This window comes from Lentilactobacillus parafarraginis DSM 18390 = JCM 14109, from assembly GCF_001435895.1.
GTDB lineage: Bacteria > Bacillota > Bacilli > Lactobacillales > Lactobacillaceae > Lentilactobacillus > Lentilactobacillus parafarraginis.
This window is the reverse complement of sequence record NZ_AZFZ01000023.1, coordinates 22,094-41,551: the sequence shown is the minus strand read 5'-3', so window position 1 is coordinate 41,551 and position 19,458 is coordinate 22,094. Positions and strand designations below refer to the sequence as shown.

Annotated in this window: 23 protein-coding genes and 1 other annotated feature; of the genes, 3 read left to right on the top strand and 20 right to left on the bottom strand. The window is 44.4% G+C overall.

Annotated elements, in window-relative coordinates; genetic code table 11:
• Positions 1-67 precede the first annotated feature (67 nt).
• The 9 genes from FD47_RS07050 to FD47_RS07010 all read right to left on the bottom strand — a co-directional run bounded on the left by FD47_RS07050 (position 68) and on the right by FD47_RS07010 (position 8,444).
• Positions 68-379 carry a HesB/YadR/YfhF family protein gene (locus FD47_RS07050; protein WP_054734249.1) on the bottom strand — a complete coding sequence of 104 codons (312 nt, stop codon included), beginning with the start codon at positions 377-379 and terminating at the stop codon, positions 68-70.
• A 153-nt stretch (positions 380-532) separates the two neighbouring features.
• Positions 533-1,009 carry a transcription elongation factor GreA gene (gene greA / locus FD47_RS07045; RefSeq protein WP_008211623.1) on the bottom strand — a complete coding sequence of 159 codons (477 nt, stop codon included), beginning with the start codon at positions 1,007-1,009 and terminating at the stop codon, positions 533-535.
• Between the two features lie 29 nt (positions 1,010-1,038).
• Positions 1,039-1,713, bottom strand: a complete 675-nt coding sequence (udk, locus tag FD47_RS07040; protein ID WP_008211621.1) for a uridine kinase — start codon at positions 1,711-1,713, stop codon at positions 1,039-1,041.
• Between the two features lie 29 nt (positions 1,714-1,742).
• The gene (gene mltG / locus FD47_RS07035) at positions 1,743-2,861 is read right to left on the bottom strand and encodes an endolytic transglycosylase MltG (protein ID WP_054734246.1); all 1,119 of its coding nucleotides are present in this window, start codon (positions 2,859-2,861) and stop codon (positions 1,743-1,745) included.
• A gap of 42 nt (positions 2,862-2,903) precedes the next feature.
• Positions 2,904-5,315, bottom strand: coding sequence for a phenylalanine--tRNA ligase subunit beta (gene pheT / locus FD47_RS07030; protein WP_056980346.1), 2,412 nt, complete (start codon positions 5,313-5,315; stop codon positions 2,904-2,906).
• 3 nt (positions 5,316-5,318) lie between these two features.
• On the bottom strand, positions 5,319-6,368 hold the full coding sequence (locus FD47_RS07025) for a phenylalanine--tRNA ligase subunit alpha (RefSeq protein ID WP_040537627.1): 1,050 nt from the start codon (positions 6,366-6,368) through the stop codon (positions 5,319-5,321).
• Positions 6,369-6,452: 84 nt separating this feature from the next.
• Positions 6,453-6,672: a binding site (T-box leader), on the bottom strand.
• 37 nt (positions 6,673-6,709) lie between these two features.
• Complete coding sequence (locus tag FD47_RS07020; RefSeq protein ID WP_008211613.1) at positions 6,710-7,060, bottom strand: winged helix-turn-helix transcriptional regulator; 351 nt, start codon at positions 7,058-7,060, stop codon at positions 6,710-6,712.
• A 47-nt stretch (positions 7,061-7,107) separates the two neighbouring features.
• Complete coding sequence (locus tag FD47_RS07015) at positions 7,108-7,605, bottom strand: HD domain-containing protein (protein WP_054734244.1); 498 nt, start codon at positions 7,603-7,605, stop codon at positions 7,108-7,110.
• 71 nt (positions 7,606-7,676) lie between these two features.
• The gene (locus FD47_RS07010; protein ID WP_054734240.1) at positions 7,677-8,444 is read right to left on the bottom strand and encodes a TrmH family RNA methyltransferase; all 768 of its coding nucleotides are present in this window, start codon (positions 8,442-8,444) and stop codon (positions 7,677-7,679) included.
• 2 nt (positions 8,445-8,446) lie between these two features.
• Here FD47_RS07010 and FD47_RS07005 point away from each other — a divergent pair, with 2 nt between their 5' ends.
• Both FD47_RS07005 and yidC read left to right on the top strand, forming a co-directional pair.
• A complete protein-coding gene (locus FD47_RS07005) occupies positions 8,447-8,773 on the top strand; it encodes an acylphosphatase (RefSeq protein WP_056980344.1) in 327 nt (108 codons plus the stop codon).
• A gap of 88 nt (positions 8,774-8,861) precedes the next feature.
• Positions 8,862-9,911 carry a membrane protein insertase YidC gene (gene yidC / locus FD47_RS07000; RefSeq protein WP_056980342.1) on the top strand — a complete coding sequence of 350 codons (1,050 nt, stop codon included), beginning with the start codon at positions 8,862-8,864 and terminating at the stop codon, positions 9,909-9,911.
• A gap of 63 nt (positions 9,912-9,974) precedes the next feature.
• Here the strand turns inward: yidC and FD47_RS06995 are convergent, their stop codons facing one another.
• Positions 9,975-11,540, bottom strand: a complete 1,566-nt coding sequence (locus tag FD47_RS06995) for a HAMP domain-containing histidine kinase (RefSeq protein WP_054734237.1) — start codon at positions 11,538-11,540, stop codon at positions 9,975-9,977.
• Complete coding sequence (locus tag FD47_RS06990) at positions 11,537-12,223, bottom strand: response regulator transcription factor (RefSeq protein WP_054734234.1); 687 nt, start codon at positions 12,221-12,223, stop codon at positions 11,537-11,539. Before FD47_RS06990 ends, FD47_RS06995 begins: the two co-directional genes overlap by 4 nt.
• Before the next feature lie 250 nt (positions 12,224-12,473).
• On the opposite strand from FD47_RS06990, the gene adhP reads away from it, so the two are divergent.
• Complete coding sequence (gene adhP / locus FD47_RS06985; RefSeq protein WP_054734232.1) at positions 12,474-13,490, top strand: alcohol dehydrogenase AdhP; 1,017 nt, start codon at positions 12,474-12,476, stop codon at positions 13,488-13,490.
• A 133-nt stretch (positions 13,491-13,623) separates the two neighbouring features.
• On the opposite strand, the gene rpmF is transcribed toward adhP, so the two are convergent.
• The 9 genes from rpmF to yqeH form a co-directional block, all read right to left on the bottom strand.
• On the bottom strand, positions 13,624-13,797 hold the full coding sequence (rpmF, locus tag FD47_RS06980) for a 50S ribosomal protein L32 (protein ID WP_040537437.1): 174 nt from the start codon (positions 13,795-13,797) through the stop codon (positions 13,624-13,626).
• Between the two features lie 52 nt (positions 13,798-13,849).
• Positions 13,850-14,404 (bottom strand): DUF177 domain-containing protein, encoded by a 555-nt coding sequence (locus tag FD47_RS06975; protein ID WP_054734229.1) that lies wholly within the window; start codon positions 14,402-14,404, stop codon positions 13,850-13,852.
• A gap of 81 nt (positions 14,405-14,485) precedes the next feature.
• Entirely contained in the window at positions 14,486-15,622 is a 1,137-nt protein-coding gene (locus FD47_RS06970; RefSeq protein WP_054734227.1) for a nucleotidyltransferase, read from the bottom strand.
• A gap of 4 nt (positions 15,623-15,626) precedes the next feature.
• Positions 15,627-16,367, bottom strand: a complete 741-nt coding sequence (locus FD47_RS06965; protein ID WP_054734226.1) for a class I SAM-dependent DNA methyltransferase — start codon at positions 16,365-16,367, stop codon at positions 15,627-15,629.
• Positions 16,364-16,720 (bottom strand): ribosome silencing factor, encoded by a 357-nt coding sequence (gene rsfS / locus FD47_RS06960; protein WP_054734221.1) that lies wholly within the window; start codon positions 16,718-16,720, stop codon positions 16,364-16,366. The genes FD47_RS06965 and rsfS overlap by 4 nt, the downstream gene beginning before the upstream one ends.
• 9 nt (positions 16,721-16,729) lie before the next feature.
• On the bottom strand, positions 16,730-17,341 hold the full coding sequence (gene yqeK / locus FD47_RS06955) for a bis(5'-nucleosyl)-tetraphosphatase (symmetrical) YqeK (RefSeq protein WP_054734218.1): 612 nt from the start codon (positions 17,339-17,341) through the stop codon (positions 16,730-16,732).
• Positions 17,331-17,963 (bottom strand): nicotinate-nucleotide adenylyltransferase, encoded by a 633-nt coding sequence (locus tag FD47_RS06950; RefSeq protein WP_054734215.1) that lies wholly within the window; start codon positions 17,961-17,963, stop codon positions 17,331-17,333. The genes yqeK and FD47_RS06950 overlap by 11 nt, the downstream gene beginning before the upstream one ends.
• 22 nt (positions 17,964-17,985) lie before the next feature.
• Positions 17,986-18,297: a ribosome assembly RNA-binding protein YhbY gene (gene yhbY / locus FD47_RS06945; protein ID WP_054734212.1), complete on the bottom strand. Its 312-nt coding sequence runs from the start codon at positions 18,295-18,297 to the stop codon at positions 17,986-17,988.
• A 16-nt stretch (positions 18,298-18,313) separates the two neighbouring features.
• Entirely contained in the window at positions 18,314-19,450 is a 1,137-nt protein-coding gene (yqeH, locus tag FD47_RS06940; protein WP_054734208.1) for a ribosome biogenesis GTPase YqeH, read from the bottom strand.
• Positions 19,451-19,458 lie beyond the last annotated feature (8 nt).

Sequence of the window (19,458 nt, the reverse complement as noted above, 5' to 3'; positions counted from 1 at the left end):
AAGTGTCCAACTTGCAGGGTTCACTTCACGGTTGGTTCCAGGCTATTTTATTAGGTGTAAATACTCTCTATAACTCACCATTTTCTTGGTAACTGTACAGAACGTTATTAGGATCCTTCTTCGGATCAAAATCGACGGTTAAATCATAGCCCTTGAAGAACCATTCGTCACCCTCATCAACAAAGTATTTAACCCCATCCGTATCCGTTTCGGTATAAACTTCCTCAGGATGGTCATCACGAGTTAATGCGAGCGAGAATCCGTCGTGAACGGGCGTTTTCCCATAAACTTTGCCATAGAAACGAACGCCGGTACCGTCCGAAAGCCCCATTTCATCTTGGAACCATTTGCTTGCTGAATCGCTAATGTTAATTTTCATGATTATCGCACGCTCCTCAAAAGTTTTCAGTGAATTCGCTTACATCATATTATATCATCGTTTGTGAAATTAACAAAGAAAGAGCAAACGGGCCAGGAACTTAGCCTTTCACTAAGTCTCTGGCCCGGCCGACAAATATGCTGTCAATGACGGTTATTCAACCTTTAAAATTTTCACCTGCATGTCGCCGGCTGGAATCTTAATGGTTACTTCTTCGTTTAAACGGTGACCTAATAAGCCCTTTGCAATCGGTGAATCATTAGAAATTTTTCCAGACATCGGGTCAGCTTCAGCGGCACCGACAATTTTGTAAGTTTCAGGTTCTTCATCCGGAAGCTCTTTAAAAGTCACTGATTTGCCAACGCTAATTTCATCCTTATCGGTCGCATTGGAATCGATAATTTGCGCGTATTGGAGCATGTGTTCAATCGTCGTAATCCGACTTTCAAGCATACTCTGCTCATCCTTAGCTGATTCGTACTCTGAGTTTTCGGATAAATCACCGTAACTGCGCGCGATCTTAATTCGATCAACAACTTTTGGCCGTTGGTTAACCTTTAAGTCTTCCAATTCGGCTTTTAATTTGTCCCGACCTTCCTCGGTCATTGGATATGATTCTTGTTCTGCCATCTGAAAATTCCCCTTTATTATAAATTAATCTAAATCGTTGCGTCCTGATTGTCATCGATTTGATGACCTCCCCGGCGCCGCAAAATTGAACGGGCCTTGGTCGTCAACAGATCGATCGCAACCTGATTTTGCCCACCTTCCGGTACAATAATGTCCGCATACCGTTTGGTAGGTTCAACGAATTGATGATACATCGGCTTCACGGTTGACAAATACTGGTTGATCACACTATCAAGTGATCGGCCACGTTCATTCATATCACGGCGAATGCGGCGGATCAATCGAATATCATCATCCGTATCCACGAAGACTTTAATATCCATTAAATCACGTAATCGGGCATCGTCAAGTATTAAAATGCCTTCCAAGATAATGACCTCCCGCGGTGGCTGATCAATTGTCCTGCTGCTGCGGGTTTTAGACTGGTAATCATAAACCGGTTTTTTAATCGTCTGATAAGCTAATAGCTGTTTCAACTGCTTGATTAACAAATCATAGTCAAAGGCCATGGGATGATCGTAGTTAACGGCATCCCGTTGCGCCATGGTCATATCGGCCTGATCATTATAGTAAGAATCCTGCTGCAAAATCATGATTGAATAGGCGGACAACTCATCGAAAATTTTCCGACTAACAGTCGTCTTTCCGCTGCCGGATCCGCCGGTCACGCCAATCACAATTGGCCGTTTGTTAGGCTCATTCATGAATAATGGGTCCCTTCACATTAAATAATTTAATTATTTGAAGCGTGTCTGTCAATCTGCTGCTGATGCTGCTCGTAAGTCTGTGAGTAATAGACTTTTTTGGTCTTGGTATTTGCAACGAAATACAAATAATTTTTCGAGCGGGCTAATGGATGCAGGACCGCTTTAACAGAGCTAATGCTTGGACTGTCAAATGGTCCGGGGCCGTATCCCGCGTATTTATACAAATTGTAAGGCGAATCATTCTGCAAATCCTTAGTGGTGAGGGCCTTGTTGTTTCGATGAATGGCATACAAAACGGCAACATCAGACTGTAACGGCATGCTGATATCAATGCGGTTTAGCAGGACGCCTGCCATTTTACGGCGGTCCGTTTGGTTGACGCCTTCACGTTCGATTAACGACGCCAAGGTCATAAACTCCTGCATTGTCATTTTCGATTTCTTAATTTGTTTATAGTAAGGCGTCATCATCTGATTGGTTTTAGCAACCATTTGGTTAACAAGACTCTTTAGAGACGTGTTCTTCTTAACTTCATAAGTTGCAGGGTACAAATAACCTTCGAGCCGGTACCGAACATCCTTAGCCTTCATGGCTGACGTTAATAATTCTGGATACGCGGCCCTTAATCGTGCCATGAAGGCTTTGTCCTTCATGACGTTGATAAAGTCCTGCTTGGAAAAATCAGTTGTCGCCTGAACTTGAGTGGCGATCTGATCAATATTAGCGCCTTCGCGTACCAACACTTTTCCCTTGGTACTCTGAATTGGCTGATCGGAACCACCCCGTTGAAGCCGCTTGGCAATGGTTTTGAGTGCCATTGACGGCTTTAATTGATAGTATCCAGCCCGAAAATCGCTCATGTTGTTGGATTTAACGTAGTAATCAAAAACCATCCCGCTTCTCACAATTTTCTTGTTTTGCAGAATCGATCCGATTTGCTTGTTTGACGCTCCCAATGGGATGTGAACCTGCGTCACATTCGTGTTCTGCGGGTTCATTGGCTTGAGCGCTTCTTGGAAGTAATGATATCCAAGAAGGCCAATTGCCACGGCCAATAACACTAAAATGGAAATAACGGAAATTATAATTTTTCGCCCTAAGCTACGGTTGGGTTTAGGGGCCCGTTGATTTGAGTTGTCACTCATGGAAAGCTCCTCCTATCGTCCGTCTTTATTATAAATTCGAAATTAACGAATTTCCGCATTTAGTTCATCAGTTAAGTGTTTTTTAACCTTTTCAAAAGCCGCTGTGACAACTTCATCCTTAAGCGTTTCCCGCGGATTGACATAAACGAGTGAGTAAGCCATTGATTTCTTTCCATTAGGGACGTTCTTGCCTTCATAAACATCAAACAACTGAATATCGTGAAGGAATGCGCCGCCACGTTTGTTCATCAATTCAACAACCTGGTCATTTGAAACCGAAGTGTCAACTAATAAGGAAATGTCCCGTTTAACAGATGGGTATTTGGAAATGGCCTGGTACTGATCGTCGGTCTTTGGCAAATCAATCAGCGTTTGCATATTCAGTTCAAAGGCGTAGGTTTGTTTAATCTTAAATTGCTTGGCAATCTTTGGATGAACCTGGCCAATAAAGCCAACGTAATGGCCGTGAACCGCAATATCAGCGGTTCTGCCTGGGTGCATTTCGGGATAACGATCGGTTGACGTATACGTGATTGCACCATTAACACCAAGATTCGTAATAAACTGATCAACAATGCCCTTTAACTGATAGAAATCAACTGGTGAAACGTGGTTATTCCAAGAAGGATCGGTTAAATTACCGGTTAAAACGCCCGCAATATGTTCAACTTCTTCTGGACGAACCTGATCATCACTGTCCTTGTAAAAGACCCGGCCAGTTTCATATAAGGCAACGTCATCGACCTTGTGGGCATGATTGTATGCGACATCGTCGAGCAAACCGCTTAAAATATTCATCCGCAACGTTGAATGATCCTGCGTCATTGGTGACATCAGTTTAGTCAGCTTACTGTCCCGCATCAAAAACATGCTGGCTTTGGCCTCGGTGGTTAATGAATATGAAATTGCCTGCGTGAGACCCAATCCTTCAAGAATCTGGCGGGATGCGCGTTGAATTTTTTGAGTGGGTGTCAGTGTCCCAATGGTTTGCCGGCCAGTTGGCAAGGTTGCCGGTAAGTTGTCATATCCGTATATTCGGGCCACCTCTTCGAACAGATCGGCCTCGATATGAATGTCCCAACGGCGAGCCGGAATTGTGACGTTTAGCCCATCTTTGACCGATTCACTTGAAAAACCAAGGCGATCGAAAATTTGCTTGATATCCTCTAAACTCAGATCCGTTCCCAACACGTGGTTGGTACGTTCAGCCGTGATAAAAATGGTCGGTAATTCCGGATGATACTCGCTTGCCGTCACGATTCCCTGAGCAATATGGCCGCCAGCAAGCTGTTGAATCATGTTAGCAGCCTCATTGACCGCCGCTTCAACCGTGTCCGGGTTAATTCCCCGCTCAAAGCGCTGGGAAGCCTCTGAGTGAAGAACGTGGCGCTGGGCGGTTTTACGAATGTGGAATGAATCGAAAATGGCGGACTCCAACACAACGTCTTTTGTGTTGTCATCAATTTGGGTGTTAAATCCACCCATGACCCCGGCAATTGCAATCGGCTGTTTCTGATCGGCAATCACCATATCCTCAGTGGATAACTCCCGCTCTTCTTCATCTAGCGTGGTGATCTTTTCACCTTGGTTAGCCAAACGGACGGTAATATCACCATCAATCTTATCCTGATCAAATGAATGTAGTGGTTGCCCATACTTCATCAAAATATAATTGGTAACGTCAACCACGTTGTTAATTGGGCGAACGCCGGCATTCCATAAGGTGATCTGAAGCCAAGCCGGACTTGGGGCAATTTTGACACCCTTAATTACCCGCAATTTATACGTTTTGGCGAGCTGGTGATCTGCAGTTGCATGAATTTCATCGTTAGCCCGAAGCGAGGGATCCTCGTTGACAACCGGGGCTTTAATTTCTGGATGCTGATTGTAAATAGCGGCTAATTCATGCACGGTTCCCAAAATGCTCAGCATGTCACCACGGTTAGGGGTCACATCCAAGTCAATGATCGGATCGTCCATTCCTAAATAGTGGTATACCGGTTCGCCAACCGGCACATCGTCATCGAATACATAAATGCCGTCAGCCCATTCCTTTGGAACGACATCCTTGCTAAACCCGATTTCATCAAGGGCACAGATCATCCCCTCGGATTCGACACCGCGCATTTTAGAACGTTTGATTTTGACATTGCCACCAATTCGAGAATTTGGCAAAGCAACGATCACTTTTTGCCCCGCGGCAACATTGGGCGCCCCGCAAACAATTTGCAGTGGTTGATCTTCACCAACATCCACTGAACAGATGTGTAAATGATCTGAATCGGGATGGGTCGTCATCGATAAAATGTGGCCGATCACGATCTTCTTCAGACCGTTATCTCCACGGGTCACCGAATCAACTTCAACGGCGGTCCGCTCAATTTTTTCTGCCAGGTCCTTGGCCGGCATATCAAGGTCCAAGTACTTTTTAAGCCAACTGTATGCTAGTCTCATTCTTTAAATACCCCTCTTATCAAATTGATCAAGGAACCGAACGTCATCTAAATAGAAGTCCCGGATATCATCAACCCCGTACTTCAACATTGCAAACCGGTCTGGGCCGACGCCGAAGGCAAACCCACCGTATACTTTAGAATCGACACCGGCCATTTCGAGAACGTTTGGATGAACCATTCCGGCACCAAGGACTTCAATCCATCCGGTGTGTTTACATACGTCACAGCCTTTACCCATACAATTAAAACAGGTCACGTCAACTTCCACTGATGGTTCGGTAAATGGAAAGTAGCTAGGCCGTAAACGAATATCAAATTTATCGCCAAAAATCTTTTGAGCCATTGTGATCAATGTGCCCTTTAAATCAGCCATGGTGATGTGCCGGTCAATGACTAAGCCTTCAACTTGATGAAATTGATGAGAATGGGTCGGATCATCAGTATCGCGGCGGTACACAATCCCTGGTGAAATCATTTTCAACGGTCCCTTTGAAAAGTCATGTTTTTCAAGTGCTCGAGCCTGCATTGGTGAGGTCTGTGACCGCATCAAATACTCACTGCTCAAGTAAAAGGTATCCTGCATATCCCGGGCAGGATGATTTTTGGGTAAGTTCATCATCTCAAAATTATACTTATCGGATTCAACTTCTGGACCCTGGAGAACTTGATAGCCCATCCCAAGGAAGAGATCGACAAATTCATCAATAATCTGTTGGATCACATGGGGCTGCCCCTGAGCAACGGGTTTTCCTGGTAGGGTCACGTCAATGGTTTCAGCAGCTAACTGCTTATTTAGGACCGCATTCTCCAGATTTTCACGATGATCGGCGACCGCCTGAGTAATTGCATCGCGAATTTTATTGGCATAGCTCCCAACTTCAGGCCGTTCGTCAACGGGAAGATCCTTAATGCCACGAAGGGCTGCAGTAATCGGGCCCTTCTTTCCCAATAAATGAACCCGAATCTCGTTGAGTTTCTTCAGATCAGTCGTCGAATCGATATCGGCTAATCCCTTTTGCTTAATTTCTGTTAATTGATCACGTAACGACATATTATTCCTCCACATTTTGATTTAAGATGCGTTCTTCAAACAACCCAAATTATGTAAATCAAGGCACAAAAAAAGCTTCGCCCACCCAGGGACGAAGCTTCGCGGTACCACCCTAATTTATCATTTTATAAAAAATGACACACTTAAGAATCATTAACGGTGATCACCGGAAAATTTTTGTGATGCTTAACTCCCATTTTCTGCTCGAAAAATGAATTCGCACTGTCAGCTTCCGTCACTCTCACCAGCCGCGACGTCTCTGAACAAGCCAATAGCCTACTACTTTTTTCTCAAACGCATTTACTTAATGAATGATAATCTAAAATAAAAAAATGGTCAAGCTATCTTTCAGCATTTGGATACCATTTTTCAGACCATGAATGAATTTCATGCATGATTGGGGCTAATTCTTTTCCCTGCTGGGTTAATGAATATTCGATCAACGAAGAATCCGGATATTCCTTTCGAACGACAACCCCGTCTTCTTCAAGTTCCCGCAGTCGTTCAACCAGCACGCGGTCACTACACTTAGGAATTTGACGAGCAACCTCCCGAAAACGGAGAGCCCCCTCCTGCAATAACACGTCAATAATTAATCCGTTCCACTTCTTCCCCAAAAATGAAAAGGTTTTTTCAAATTTAGGACACAGGAAGTAATCGACTTGTTCTCGTAATCCAATACTTTCTTTCATAAACTTCCCTCCTAATATTAGGTATCTCTTCAATCTCTTAATAATGATTATTTCGTGGTAACCATCCGTTCAAGACGACTCTTAACCTTTGTCCGAAACGGATTCATAAATTCCCGCACGGCTTCGTAGTCATCAACTAACGACACGATCACACTTTCTTCGTATTTGGGCCGGGCAAGCGTTAACCCCCACATATGCTTCAAAATAATATCCTTCTCAACGGGTGACAAGGTTGTGATTTTTTCTGCATTTCTAAGTGCAACCCGTGGGTGAATAAACGCATGCGAGCCAAGGTCAAACTTGGTTGTGCGCCAATCATAGAAGAATAGATCATGGAGAAGCCCTGCACGTGCAACTGCTCGATAGTCCAAGTTTCGGCGCTTAGCAATTCGATAACTGTCAAAAGACACAGCTAAAGAGTGTTCCAATCTGGTAGAATGATGGTGTTGCTTATAGTTCGCCATTTTTTGAACGGTTGGGTTTGCCAGTAAATCTCCAACTAGTTGAACGTATTCAGAATCATTTTTCCATTCATCTTTGCGCATATTGTACCCCTTTGCCCTTTATTACAAGACATCATACTAGATATTCGCCCAAATATCAACAAAATTGACCATTAGTTAACAAAATGAAAAATAACGATCCCGGTTGCCACGGCAACGTTTAGTGATTCTGCCTCACCCTTCATGGGAATGTATAAGTTCTGATCGGTTTTGGCAAGCAATTCGCTTGAAACGCCGTTGCCTTCGTTTCCAACAATGAGGGCAAATTGCTTGGTGGGCGCAGCTGAACTGTATGGAATGGCCTGGGGATTCAGTTCCGTCCCATAAATGGGCACGTTGTGCTTGGAAAAAGCTGTCAGCCACTCAGCTAAATCGCCTGAATACAGGCGAAGATGAAATTGGCTTCCCTGCATCGAGCGAACCACCTTTGGATTATAGATATCGGCCGACCCCTTGCCAAAGATAACCCCGTTCATGCCCGCAGCGTCAGCGGTTCTCACCATCGTCCCAATATTTCCGGGATCCTGAATATTATCCAACAGAAGCCAAGAACCACCCAGTTTTTCTGGAATCGATTCATGGTAATCATCCGTTTTGAGAACGGCAAAGACGCCTTGGGGGGTTTCCGTTGCGGAAATATGCTTGGCAACTTCAGGGGTTATCAAATAGGTTTCCGTCGTAGTAGAATCGATATTGAGTTCATCAAGGTAATTTGCGTCGGTCACCATGACTGCGTCAAGGGGCTTGTCATGACGAATTGCTTCGTCAACAATGTGCCAGCCCTCGATGACGTACTTACCGGCTTTTACGCGGCCCTTTTTGGTTTGCATTTTTCGCCATTCTTTAACCCGATTATTTTGATTTGAAGTAATATTTTGCATACATGTCTTCCTTACTTATAAAAATTGACGAGGTGATATCTGTGAATATAAGTAGCACCAAAACACTGGCGATCGTCGTCACCGGCATCGTTCAAGGGGTTGGCTTTCGTTGGGCCACTATCCAAATTGCCAATCAGCTGGCCATTTCCGGGTGGGTTAAAAACGAACCCGACGGCTCAGTGAAAATCATCGCCCAGGGCGACGACGATCAACTGACGCGTTTTATTGGTCAAATAAAAAAACCGCCAACCCCTTACGCTAAAATTAACGCTGTCGAGTCTCATTATATAACGAATTCACCGCTAAAAGGGTTTAAGGTAAAATATTAGGAAACTTAATCAAGATTAAATTGAAAACTTGGGCGGTTTCGAGTAAGATTTAGAATGTCTATGGATTAAACAAGAAAGGTCTTATTTGATGAAAAAACTTAAGCATATTGGAACGCTGGGGTTACTATCCTCATTAGCGTTACTCCTCAGTGGTTGTGTCCAGACAACCAAATCCGGCAAGCCTTACGGGGTCGTCTATGATTATCTGGCAAGACCGGCGCAGTCCATTATGGAAGCAATTGCGCAAATTGTCGGCAGTTATGGCTGGGCAATTGTTGTCTTGACCGTTCTGGTTCGGATGCTCCTATTGCCAATCATGGTTCGTCAGCTGAAAAGTTCCACCATTCAACAGGAACGCATGCAAATGATTCGCCCACAAATGCGCGAACTGCAGAAGCGCCAGAAGGCAGCCAAGACGACTGAAGAACAAACTGCCGCAAGTCAAGCGATGATGGCCCTATACCGTCAAAACGGGATTTCAATGACCGGCGGCATTGGCTGTTTGCCATTGCTGATTCAGATGCCGGTCTTTACCGCCCTGTATGCCGCAATTCGGTATTCGCCCGAACTTTCCCATACCGTCTTCATGGGCATCCAGTTGGGCCAATCCAGTTGGCTGCTTGCCGTGCTTTCATTTTTGTCCTATCTTCTTCAAGGATATATTTCACTTCTTGGCACCCCAGCAGCGCAAAAGAAACAAATGGGGGCCATGATGCTGATGAGTCCAGTGATGATTCTACTGTTTACCATTTCGGCACCGGCAGGACTGGGAATTTACTTCTTCATCGGCGGACTATTCGCCTGTGTTCAGACTTTGATCATCAATATGTACCGGCCAAGGATTCGAAAGAACATTGCCGCTGAAATGGCGGATAAAAAACCGGTAACCGTTGAAGATTTAATGCCAAGCCAACCGACTGCTGATCCGCAGAAGCAAGCTAGTCGAACCATTGATCACCGCAACCGACAACGAAATGCTGGCAAGCAGCGCAATGCCGGCCAACAACGGAATCCGCAAAAATTCGCCGAAAATGATCCTAAGAAACAGGTACCAGAAAACGAGTCGCCAAAGCCCAAGAATCAATCAACTAAACATAACCGGGGCCGCAATGCCGGCAAGCAGCACCGCCATCATTAAAAAGCTGTTTAACAACACTGCAGCTAAAAAGGGAACTTCAAATTCGAAGTTCCCTTTTTAGTATCATGATTTCGGCGTTGGTGAATCATCACTTGGATGGCCATCGCTTAAATGGTCATCAGATTGGTCATTAGGCTGGTCATCATCTTCCTGAGGCATATGTTGCATAATCGGTAGATTAACTTGAAAAATCGAGCCATACCCCAGTGAACTTTCAACCGTAATGTTGCCGTGATAGGCTTCAACCAGCCGATGGGCAATTGATAATCCCAAACCATTACCGCCCTTGTCACGGCTACGGGCCTTGTCAACTCGATAAAACCGATTAAACACTTTTGCCATGTCTTCTTGAGAAATTCCCTGGCCGAAATCTTGAATCGCAATATTGACGGTTGCCATTGACGTTGATAGCGACAAATGAACTTCCTTGCGTTTTTCAGAATACTTGATCGCATTATCCAGCAAAATGACCAGAACTTGTTCGAGATGATTACGATATATCTTAACGTAGATATCATCATTTGTGTCATCATCAACCGTGAATGTGAAGTCCGGATGAATCATTTTGAAATCGTTATAAACCTGATTGAAGACCTCACTGACATTGGTGATTTCCTCACCATAGTTCAGTTCAATTTGTTCAGCACGGGACAGATCCAGCATTTCTGAAACCAAGCTCTTCATCCGCTTGGTTTCTTGCAACGATGCCTTCAGTGACTCTTCCAAAACCTCAGGGTCATCCTTGCCCCATCGCAGGAGCATATCAATATGGCCCTGAATAACTGCCACTGGTGTTCGCAACTCGTGCGAGACATCTTCGACAAACTGCTGTTGCTGATCAATATAACGTTGCGTTTGATCAAGCATGCCATTCAATAGATCGGCCAAATCAGCCAATTCATCATGACTTTTAAGGTCAGGCACGCGGGCATCGGAATCAGGATCGGTTTTCACTTTATTGATTGTTGCCTGAATTTCATTGATTGGGCGTAACAACTCGGCAACCAATAAGTAACCCATGATCATCGCACTTAAAACGGCAATCAGAACCAGAATAATTAAGATAACCAATAATTTCCTGGAAGTCGAGTGATAGCTCCCAAGCTTATCGGTGACCTGCACATAGCCAATTAATGAACCGTTCTTCTTGGAGGATAGCGGTTCAATCCCCACTAAAGCATCCTTACCACTAATTTTGGTTGTCTCGATCTTTCGCTTGGCTGCCGTCTTAAATTTGACCGCGTTCTTTCGGGATTCGAAAAGTCGATGGCCCTTCAAGTCGTAAACGTTAACCAAAATGTTGTCTCGCGAAAGATTGACAATCAACGAATCAGAATAAATATTGTTGTCATTACTGCCAGTGACTTCGCTGGATAACTCGGGTCGTAAATATTTTTCAACATCCCCCTTCCTCAGGGGTGACGAATAATTTCCCAACCGCGAAGAAACCGTTGAAAGTGTATCATCAATGTGGATTCGCTCCTGTTGAAGCAAAACATTGGTAAACCGATTAAATAACAGCACAGAAAAAACGATCACAATAGCCAAAACGCCAATTGACGTGAAAAAAGCCCATTTCCACTTTAATGAAACCCTGCGTTTCTTAGATTTGTAATCGAATAATTTCATGACCGCATCACATACCCGGTTCCTCTGACTGTCTGAATGTAGCTGTTTTCGCCGGGACGATCAATCTTGTTACGCAGATAACGAATATAAACATCCACAACGTTGGTTTCAACTTCGGAATCGTAGCCCCAAACTTTGGTTAAAAGCACGTCCCGAGCCAACACAACGTCGACGTTCTCCATTAACGTGAGTAACAGTTCGTATTCCCGCTTCGTCAGGTTGATTACTTCATCGCCCCGGCGAACAATCCGGCTTTCCTTTTCAATGGTTAAGTCCTTAAAAGTGACCGATTTTTTACTACTCTTTTGCTGGTCATTTTCAATTTGAATCCGCCGTAAGAGTGCCCGAATTCGAGCAAGTAACTCTTCAATTGCAAATGGCTTCACAATGTAATCGTCGGCACCATGATCGAACCCAGAAACTCGGTCAATCACAGAATCCCGAGCCGTCATCATGATAATCGGAGTATTCTTCTTTTCGCGAAGCCGCCGGGCAACTTCCATTCCGTTTAATTCAGGCAACATTAAATCAAGTAAAATCACACCAAAATTATCATCCAATGCGGCCTGTAAACCAGTCCGTCCGTTGAGTTCAACCTGAGTGTCGTATCCCTCATGTTTTAGTTCCAATTCGACGAACCGCGCCAAATTCTTTTCGTCCTCAATTATCAAAATTCGACTCATAAATAATCAGCTCTCCTATAAATTATCTTAATTTGTTTATTATTATGCCTCAAAACATTTTAACATATTTCTCATTTTACCATAGTTATGGGAAAATTAGTGTAGTTCTTTCATAAAACGATAGAAACTTAAGTATTGAAAAAGGTTTTCACATTTTTTATTTTTGTGTAATTTTTCACTTGTAATAAACAGGCTTCGTGCTTATAATGAACTTGTTTGAAAATATATTACAAAAAGGATGATTTTTAAGATGAAAGCAGCTGTTGTAAGAGATCCCGTTGACGGATACGTCGACATTAAAGATGTTCAGTTACGCCCAATTCATCAAGGTGAAGCCCTTGTAAAAGTTGAATATTGTGGATTATGTCACACAGATCTTCACGTTGCTGCGGGTGATTTTGGTAAGGTTCCCGGCCGAATTATTGGTCATGAAGGCGTTGGCAAGGTCATCCAAGTTGCAGATGATGTCACAAATCTGAAATTAGGCGACCGGGTATCAATCGCTTGGTTCTACCGTGGCTGTGGCCATTGTGAATATTGTACAACTGGTCGCGAAACCCTTTGCCGAAACGTTCAGAATTCTGGATTCACGGTTGACGGTGCCATGGCTGAACAGGTCATCGTTCCCGCTGATTATGCCGTTAAGGTCCCTGAAGGTCTCGACCCAGTTGAAGCAACATCATTAACCTGTGCGGGCGTCACCATGTACAAAGCTTTAAAGGTTGGCCGCACGCGTCCAGGCCAATGGGTTGAAGTTGTTGGTGCCGGTGGTTTGGGTAACTTAGCCGTTCAATATGCGCACAACGTCTTTGGTGCCCATGTCATTGCCGTTGATGGCAATCCTGACAAGTTAAACGCCGCCAAGGAAAACGGTGCTGATATCACCATCAACCGGCATGATCCCGACGTTGCCGAACAGATTCAAAAGAAGGTTGGCGGGGTTCATAACGCTCAAATTACAGCGGTTACGACCGATGCCTTCACAACTTCTGTTAATGCTCTCCGTCCAGACGGCCGTTTAGTTGCCGTTGCCCTTCCTAAGGGAGATATGGCCCTGAACATTGACAAGACTGTTTTGGATGGTATTCAGGTTGCTGGTTCCCTTGTTGGAACTCGTCAGGACTTGAAGGAAACCTTCCAGTTCGGTGCAGAAGGCAAGGTTAAACCAATCGTTCAGACTCGGCGTCTCGACGAAGTCAATGATATCATTGATGAAATGAAAGCTAACAAGATCGTTGGCCGAATGGTTGTTGATTTCACCAAGTAATTAATCAATCCAGAACTAAAAAGATGGCTGGCAGTGAAAATTGTCAACCATCTTTTTTATACACCCTCATGAGCTAAAATGGAGGCACAAAAAAACAATTTAGAATCCATGGCGTTCTAAATTGTTTTTTAAATTACTTGTTTTTTAAAACCTTGCGGCCCTTGTACATTCCAGATAATGATACGTGATGTGGTAATGTATATTCGCCGGTCTTTGGGTCGAGACTCAAGTTAGGAGTCTGCAACTTAATGTGTCCGCGACGCATCCGCTTTCTTGCTTTTGAAGTTCTCCGTGCTGGTGTTGCCATAATTATCCCTCCTCTTACCTAAAAATATCCACTAGTGAATTTTTAAGTCCAGCTAATTAGAGCCTTGATCTTTAAAAAAGTTCTTTAACTTTGCTAGACGTGGATCAACTGTTTTTAACTCTGCCTTCTGATTTTCATAGTCATCAACCGAAAGGACTTCCCAATCGTGACCGCTTGGCATTTCTTTGCCGGCTTTTTCTTCAGGAGACAGAATGTGCATCGGAATGTGCAGAATCACGTTGTCAATCACTGCTGAACGAATATCAACTTCATCTTCCTCACCCAGAATGAAAACAACATCGTCCTTATCATATCTGGATTCGGCGGCCTTTGAAGGAACATAGTATTCCTCAATCGAGAAGTCTAATGGCAACTCAACGGGCGCCAATGACCTTGAAGATGGTACAACCAACTTACCAACAATGTGGGTATCAATAATGACGTCCCCACGATCCGCAAAGGCCGTCCCGTCGATTTGAAAATCAGTTGCGTCAATCACCTGATCTGCATAACGTTTGAGCAGCTCATCCTTAATGGCGAGGCGCTCATTAAACGTAAATGGATCTGTATCGGAGTACTTTTGCAAATCCTTAAAATACCATTTCAATGTAATTCCTCCAATGCAACAAAATTCATTATACCGGCAACAAAAACGCTTGTCAAGGTGTTTTCCTTGATAGGATCAAAGCTATTTTTCAAGAATAATTGGATGTCTATAAAAATCTTGATGAGCGCCGGTTACCATCTCCATCAACATCCCGGATTTAAAATCCATATTCAGATAATCAGTCACAACATCCTGATTAACCTTAGAAATCACCGGTAAGCTAAGGTCGCCCTTCACCTGGTTCAGGTATCTACGACCCACTTCAGTGAAGCCCAGCGGCCGAATATATTGCGGGGTGACCTGCATATCAGAAGTGACCGCATGCATCAACACGTAACTGCACAGCCGCTGAATTCTAGTGTAAGTATACCGCTTTGTTTTCACTAAATGTAAAAAATCTGAAAGCGTGGCTGCCGAGATTGCTGCTTGTTTCAGGCGATACTCAATACCCTCGGTCATCTGGTAAATCTTTTGAAGCTGACTAATTGGCGCTTCAATTAACTCAAAGCGCAACATCGGCCAAAAACGTTCGGCAAAAACCGGTTGATTAGTAGAAATCATTTCCCATGATGCCGTCGGGACGAAGTGCTTCAGTGAAGAAACTGGCCCCGCTTTAATCGCCGTCCGGATCGAAGATGCACTCGTTACGTTTCCAGCCGTCAATTCGTTATCGTTATGAGCTCCCCCAACCCGTTGAATTGGCATTAACTGTAAGGGAGATCCCAGCTGATGATTCGCATTGGCGTAACCGAAAGCCAAGATATCGTTTGGTTGATTCAATCGGATTCCGGTTTTTTCGTAGAGGTAATCCTGAAAAATTGAGGCATAGGGGCGGTCAAATTGCTTAAACGATGGGTCATGCCGTGGTTGATTATCGATCAGCTCCTGATAATTCATCGTTGGGTTTTCAGCCCCGAATGCTAACCACTGGCACTTTATGGCGGCAGCTAGTCGAACCGCACCGGCTGAAAATAAGTGTGACGGCTGAACGGCCGCGTAAAAAGGCAGCTCAATCACCAAGTCAACCCCGCTTAGAAGCGCTGAGCGGGCCCGTTGCCATTTATCATAAACGGCCGGCTCGCCGCGCTGCAGCCAGTTGCCACTCATAATCGCAATCACCACGTCCGCACCAGTGATTGCTTTGGCCCTTTCTAACTGATAGCGATGCCCATTATGAAATGGATTATATTCAGAAACGATCCCCACTGCGGATAACACCTTATCAAGACTCCTTTTTGGCCTCAAAGAACCACCGTTTGACATTTGGTTGATAGTCGGCGGCCCCAAAATCAGTCGTTACTCGAACATTTTCAAAGCCGACATCCTTCAATTGCTTTAAATAAGTTTCAACTGGATAGGTGCGCTCATGATGAAGCTCATGATACACATCATAAGCATCCTTTCCGGCGTTATACAAGAAAAAGCTGAGCTCATGTTCAACGGTGTGAGGGATTGTGTCGCCAGCGTAACTGGTCCACATAAAGGCCCGATCATCATCTTGAAAGTTATACATGTACCCGGGGTAAACCTGATCCGTTTGATACGGGCTAATAACGTCAAACAAGAATGTACCGCCGCCTGCTAAATGGTTGGATACCTCAGAAAACGTCTGGGCCAGATCTGCCGGGGTCTCCAAATAACACAGTGAATCGTCAAAACACGTGATCGCGTCATAGTCGCCCAAAATCCCCAAATCACGCATGTCAACCTGAAAAAACGACATCTGAACATTGGCTTGCTGCGCCAATTGATCAGCCATCGTTAACATATCTTCCGAAAGATCCGCCCCGGTAACTGAATAGCCACGATCTGCGAGGCGAACCGCCAACTTTCCAGTTCCACAGGCAAGATCCAAAACGCGATCGTTCGGTGATGTCCGCTCAATCGTGTAGGTTAACCACCGATCATACAAAGTATCATCGAAAAGATCGTCGTAGAACTTGGCAAATTCATGGTAAATCATGCTTCAACCCATGACGCAATGTTGACCAATGGCGCATCTGACCACAATTTTTCAAGATTGTAAAAATCACGGGTGTCCTTTTGGAACACGTGAACCACAACGTCGCCCAAATCAATCAAAATCCAGTTAGCCGTTTCCTTACCGGACACACTATAAACGTGAACGTCACTTGCCTGAACCTGGTCGACAATTTCGTCAGCAATCGCCTTAACCTGCCGATTAGAATTAGCATCAGCAATCACGAAATAATCAGCCATCAGGCTCACTTTTTCCATGTCCAGAACAACAATATCATGAGCCCGCTTACTATCGGCGGCTCGAACAACAATTTCTGAAATTTCTTTACTATCCATACTTACTCCTTATTTCAAATCAAATTGAGGAACCCAACTATTATAGGTCAAAATGGTCTGCGGAAAGACCGGCTTATTATGCTGTACTAAATACGAAAGCGTCTGCTTGGTTTGAAACGCCACGCCTTCTTGTAAATTGGCCTTTGTCACCCGTCTTGCTTCGTCGATCCCCGGAAAGTCACGGGCAGGTTCAATATAATCGGCCATGTAAACAATCTGTTCCAACGGCGTCATATATTGGTGGCCGACCGTATGGTAACGCACGGCGTTCAATACCTCAATATCATTAATTCCCAGTTCATTCTTTACGAATAACCAACCAACGACACCATGCCAAATTGCGTTGCCATAATCTAACAGAATCGGGTCCAAATGATATTGCTTGATCGCGGCAATAAAGTCCTCATCTGGCCGCTGTTTGGCGTAATCATGGACTAAGCCGGCGATGCTGGCCCGTTCGGGATCAACGTGGTTTAACCCCGCCAACTCTATGGCTGTCTGTTCCACTCGTAACACGTGGGAAAAGCGGCTATCACTTAAAGCCTCGCGAAGCTTTTCGACCAGTTCTGCTCGTGAAAATGGCACAATTTGTTCATGGTACGTTAACTGCTTATCTTTCATAAAGATGATGCTCCTTTATATATTTCAAAACAGCATCCGGGACTAAATAACGAATGGATTGATGCTGTCGAATTTTGGATCTGATTAGGGTTGACGAAATATCGATGTAGGGAACGTCTACCCAAATTATAGGATATTTTGACGCTGGCGTGTACCCGTCGCGTTTAACGCCGACAAACGACACCAGCTTGACCAGGTCGTCTATTCGGTGCCACTTCGGCAAATAGCTCACCATATCGCCGCCAATAATAAAATAATATTGATTTTCAGGATGTCGCCGAGTTAATTCCAGCATCGTATCGTAAGAATAACTGACACCGCCCCGAAAAATCTCGGTCATCTCAATGGCGAACTTTGGGTTGCCATAAATGGCAGCGTTCACCATGGCAACGCGATCGCGCGAATCAATCGCCAATTTTTGATCAACGTGGGGCGGATTGGCATCCGGCATAAAATAAACCTGGTCGAGACCTAATTGACTGCAAACCTGATCAGCAATGATCAAATGACCATTGTGGACCGGATTAAACGTTCCGCCAAGAATACCAACCCGTTTACGTTTATGGGTAGAGATAACCTTTGTTTTTGGAAGAATTTGGACTGTCCGACTGACATTCACCATGTTCAGATACCTCGAAACTACTTTAGATTGAAAAAACTTGTGATGACAACGCCCGATTATCCTCGTTAGAAGACTGCTTAAATAAAACCACTGTCTTACCTAACTTCTGGACAACCGTAATGTCACTACGGCTCATAACAAATTCCGCAACGTCACTGGGAGTGACCGACGCGTTTTGAAGAATATTAACTTTAATCAGTTCGCGACTATCCAGAGCTTTACTAATCTCATCAAGCCAAACCTTTGATAAACCGTTTTTACCAATCTCAAAAATTGGCCGCATCCGGTTAGCTGATGCGCGTAAAAATCGTTTTTGCTTTCCTGTTAATTCCATAAATACCTCTTCATTTTTAAATCATTGCGGGTCTGAGTAAAACAGCAACCCCTTTTGGTGCCCACCCGGCAACAACCACCCCAGCCGGAACGGTCACCCATCCCAAGCCTTCAAGGACAACGTCGCTTTTTTGGGTGGTTTTAAATTCGTGACGTTCTAAAGCCGGAAAATCAGCTTTTCGTTCCTCACTTGGTGGATTTAGTAATCCGCCCAGATGATCGGCATAGAAACTATCGGCGTTCTCAAGTTTCGTCCGGTGAAGGTACAGGTTATTTTCAGCATAAACTGTGAACCCTTCGCGATCATCACCGGTCACGTAATCAAAACGGGCAACTCCCGCGAAGAAAAGCGTTTGGGCCGGATTCAACTGGTAACCCTTTGGTTTGATTGTCTTTTGAGGGGTAACTAGATTTAATTCCTTGCCAACTAGATGATGAGCCATCTGCTCAGGCTGAATAATCCCGGGCGTGTCAACTAACGAATGGCCATCATCCAGCGGAATATCAATTCGATCAAGGGTTGTCCCAGGAAAGCGGGACGTGGTAATCAATTCCTTGATTCCGGTTGATTGGCGAATAATTCCGTTGATCAGGGTTGATTTACCAACGTTGGTCACCCCAACGACGTAAACGTCCTTACCATTGCGATACTTTTCGATCTGATCTAATAAGTGATCCACATCGTAATTTGTCTTTGCTGAAATAAGTTCGACATCAATTGGCCGAATGCCGACAGCGTTGGCCTGTTGACGCAACCAATCACGAACTTTACGCTTCTTAAGCGACTTCGGCAGCACATCTAGCTTATTTCCCACTAAAATAACCGGATTGTCGCCAACAAAGCGATGTAACCCAGGAATCATGCTACCATTCACATCAAAAATATCAACCACGTACAGTATTAATGAATCAGTTGCCGAAATACTGGTCAGTAATTTCAGAAAGTCATCGTCAGATAAGCTGACGGGGGCAATTTCATTATAGTGACGAAGTCGAAAACACCGTTGACAATAAACTTCACCATTCTGTAAGCCCTTCTCCAATGCCGACTTTGGCGTGTACCCCAACTCGGCTTTGTTAACCGTTTGAACCTTGGCGCCACACCCCACACAATGAACAACCTGCCCATCAACAATAATATCAGTTTCTGACATACTCTCCT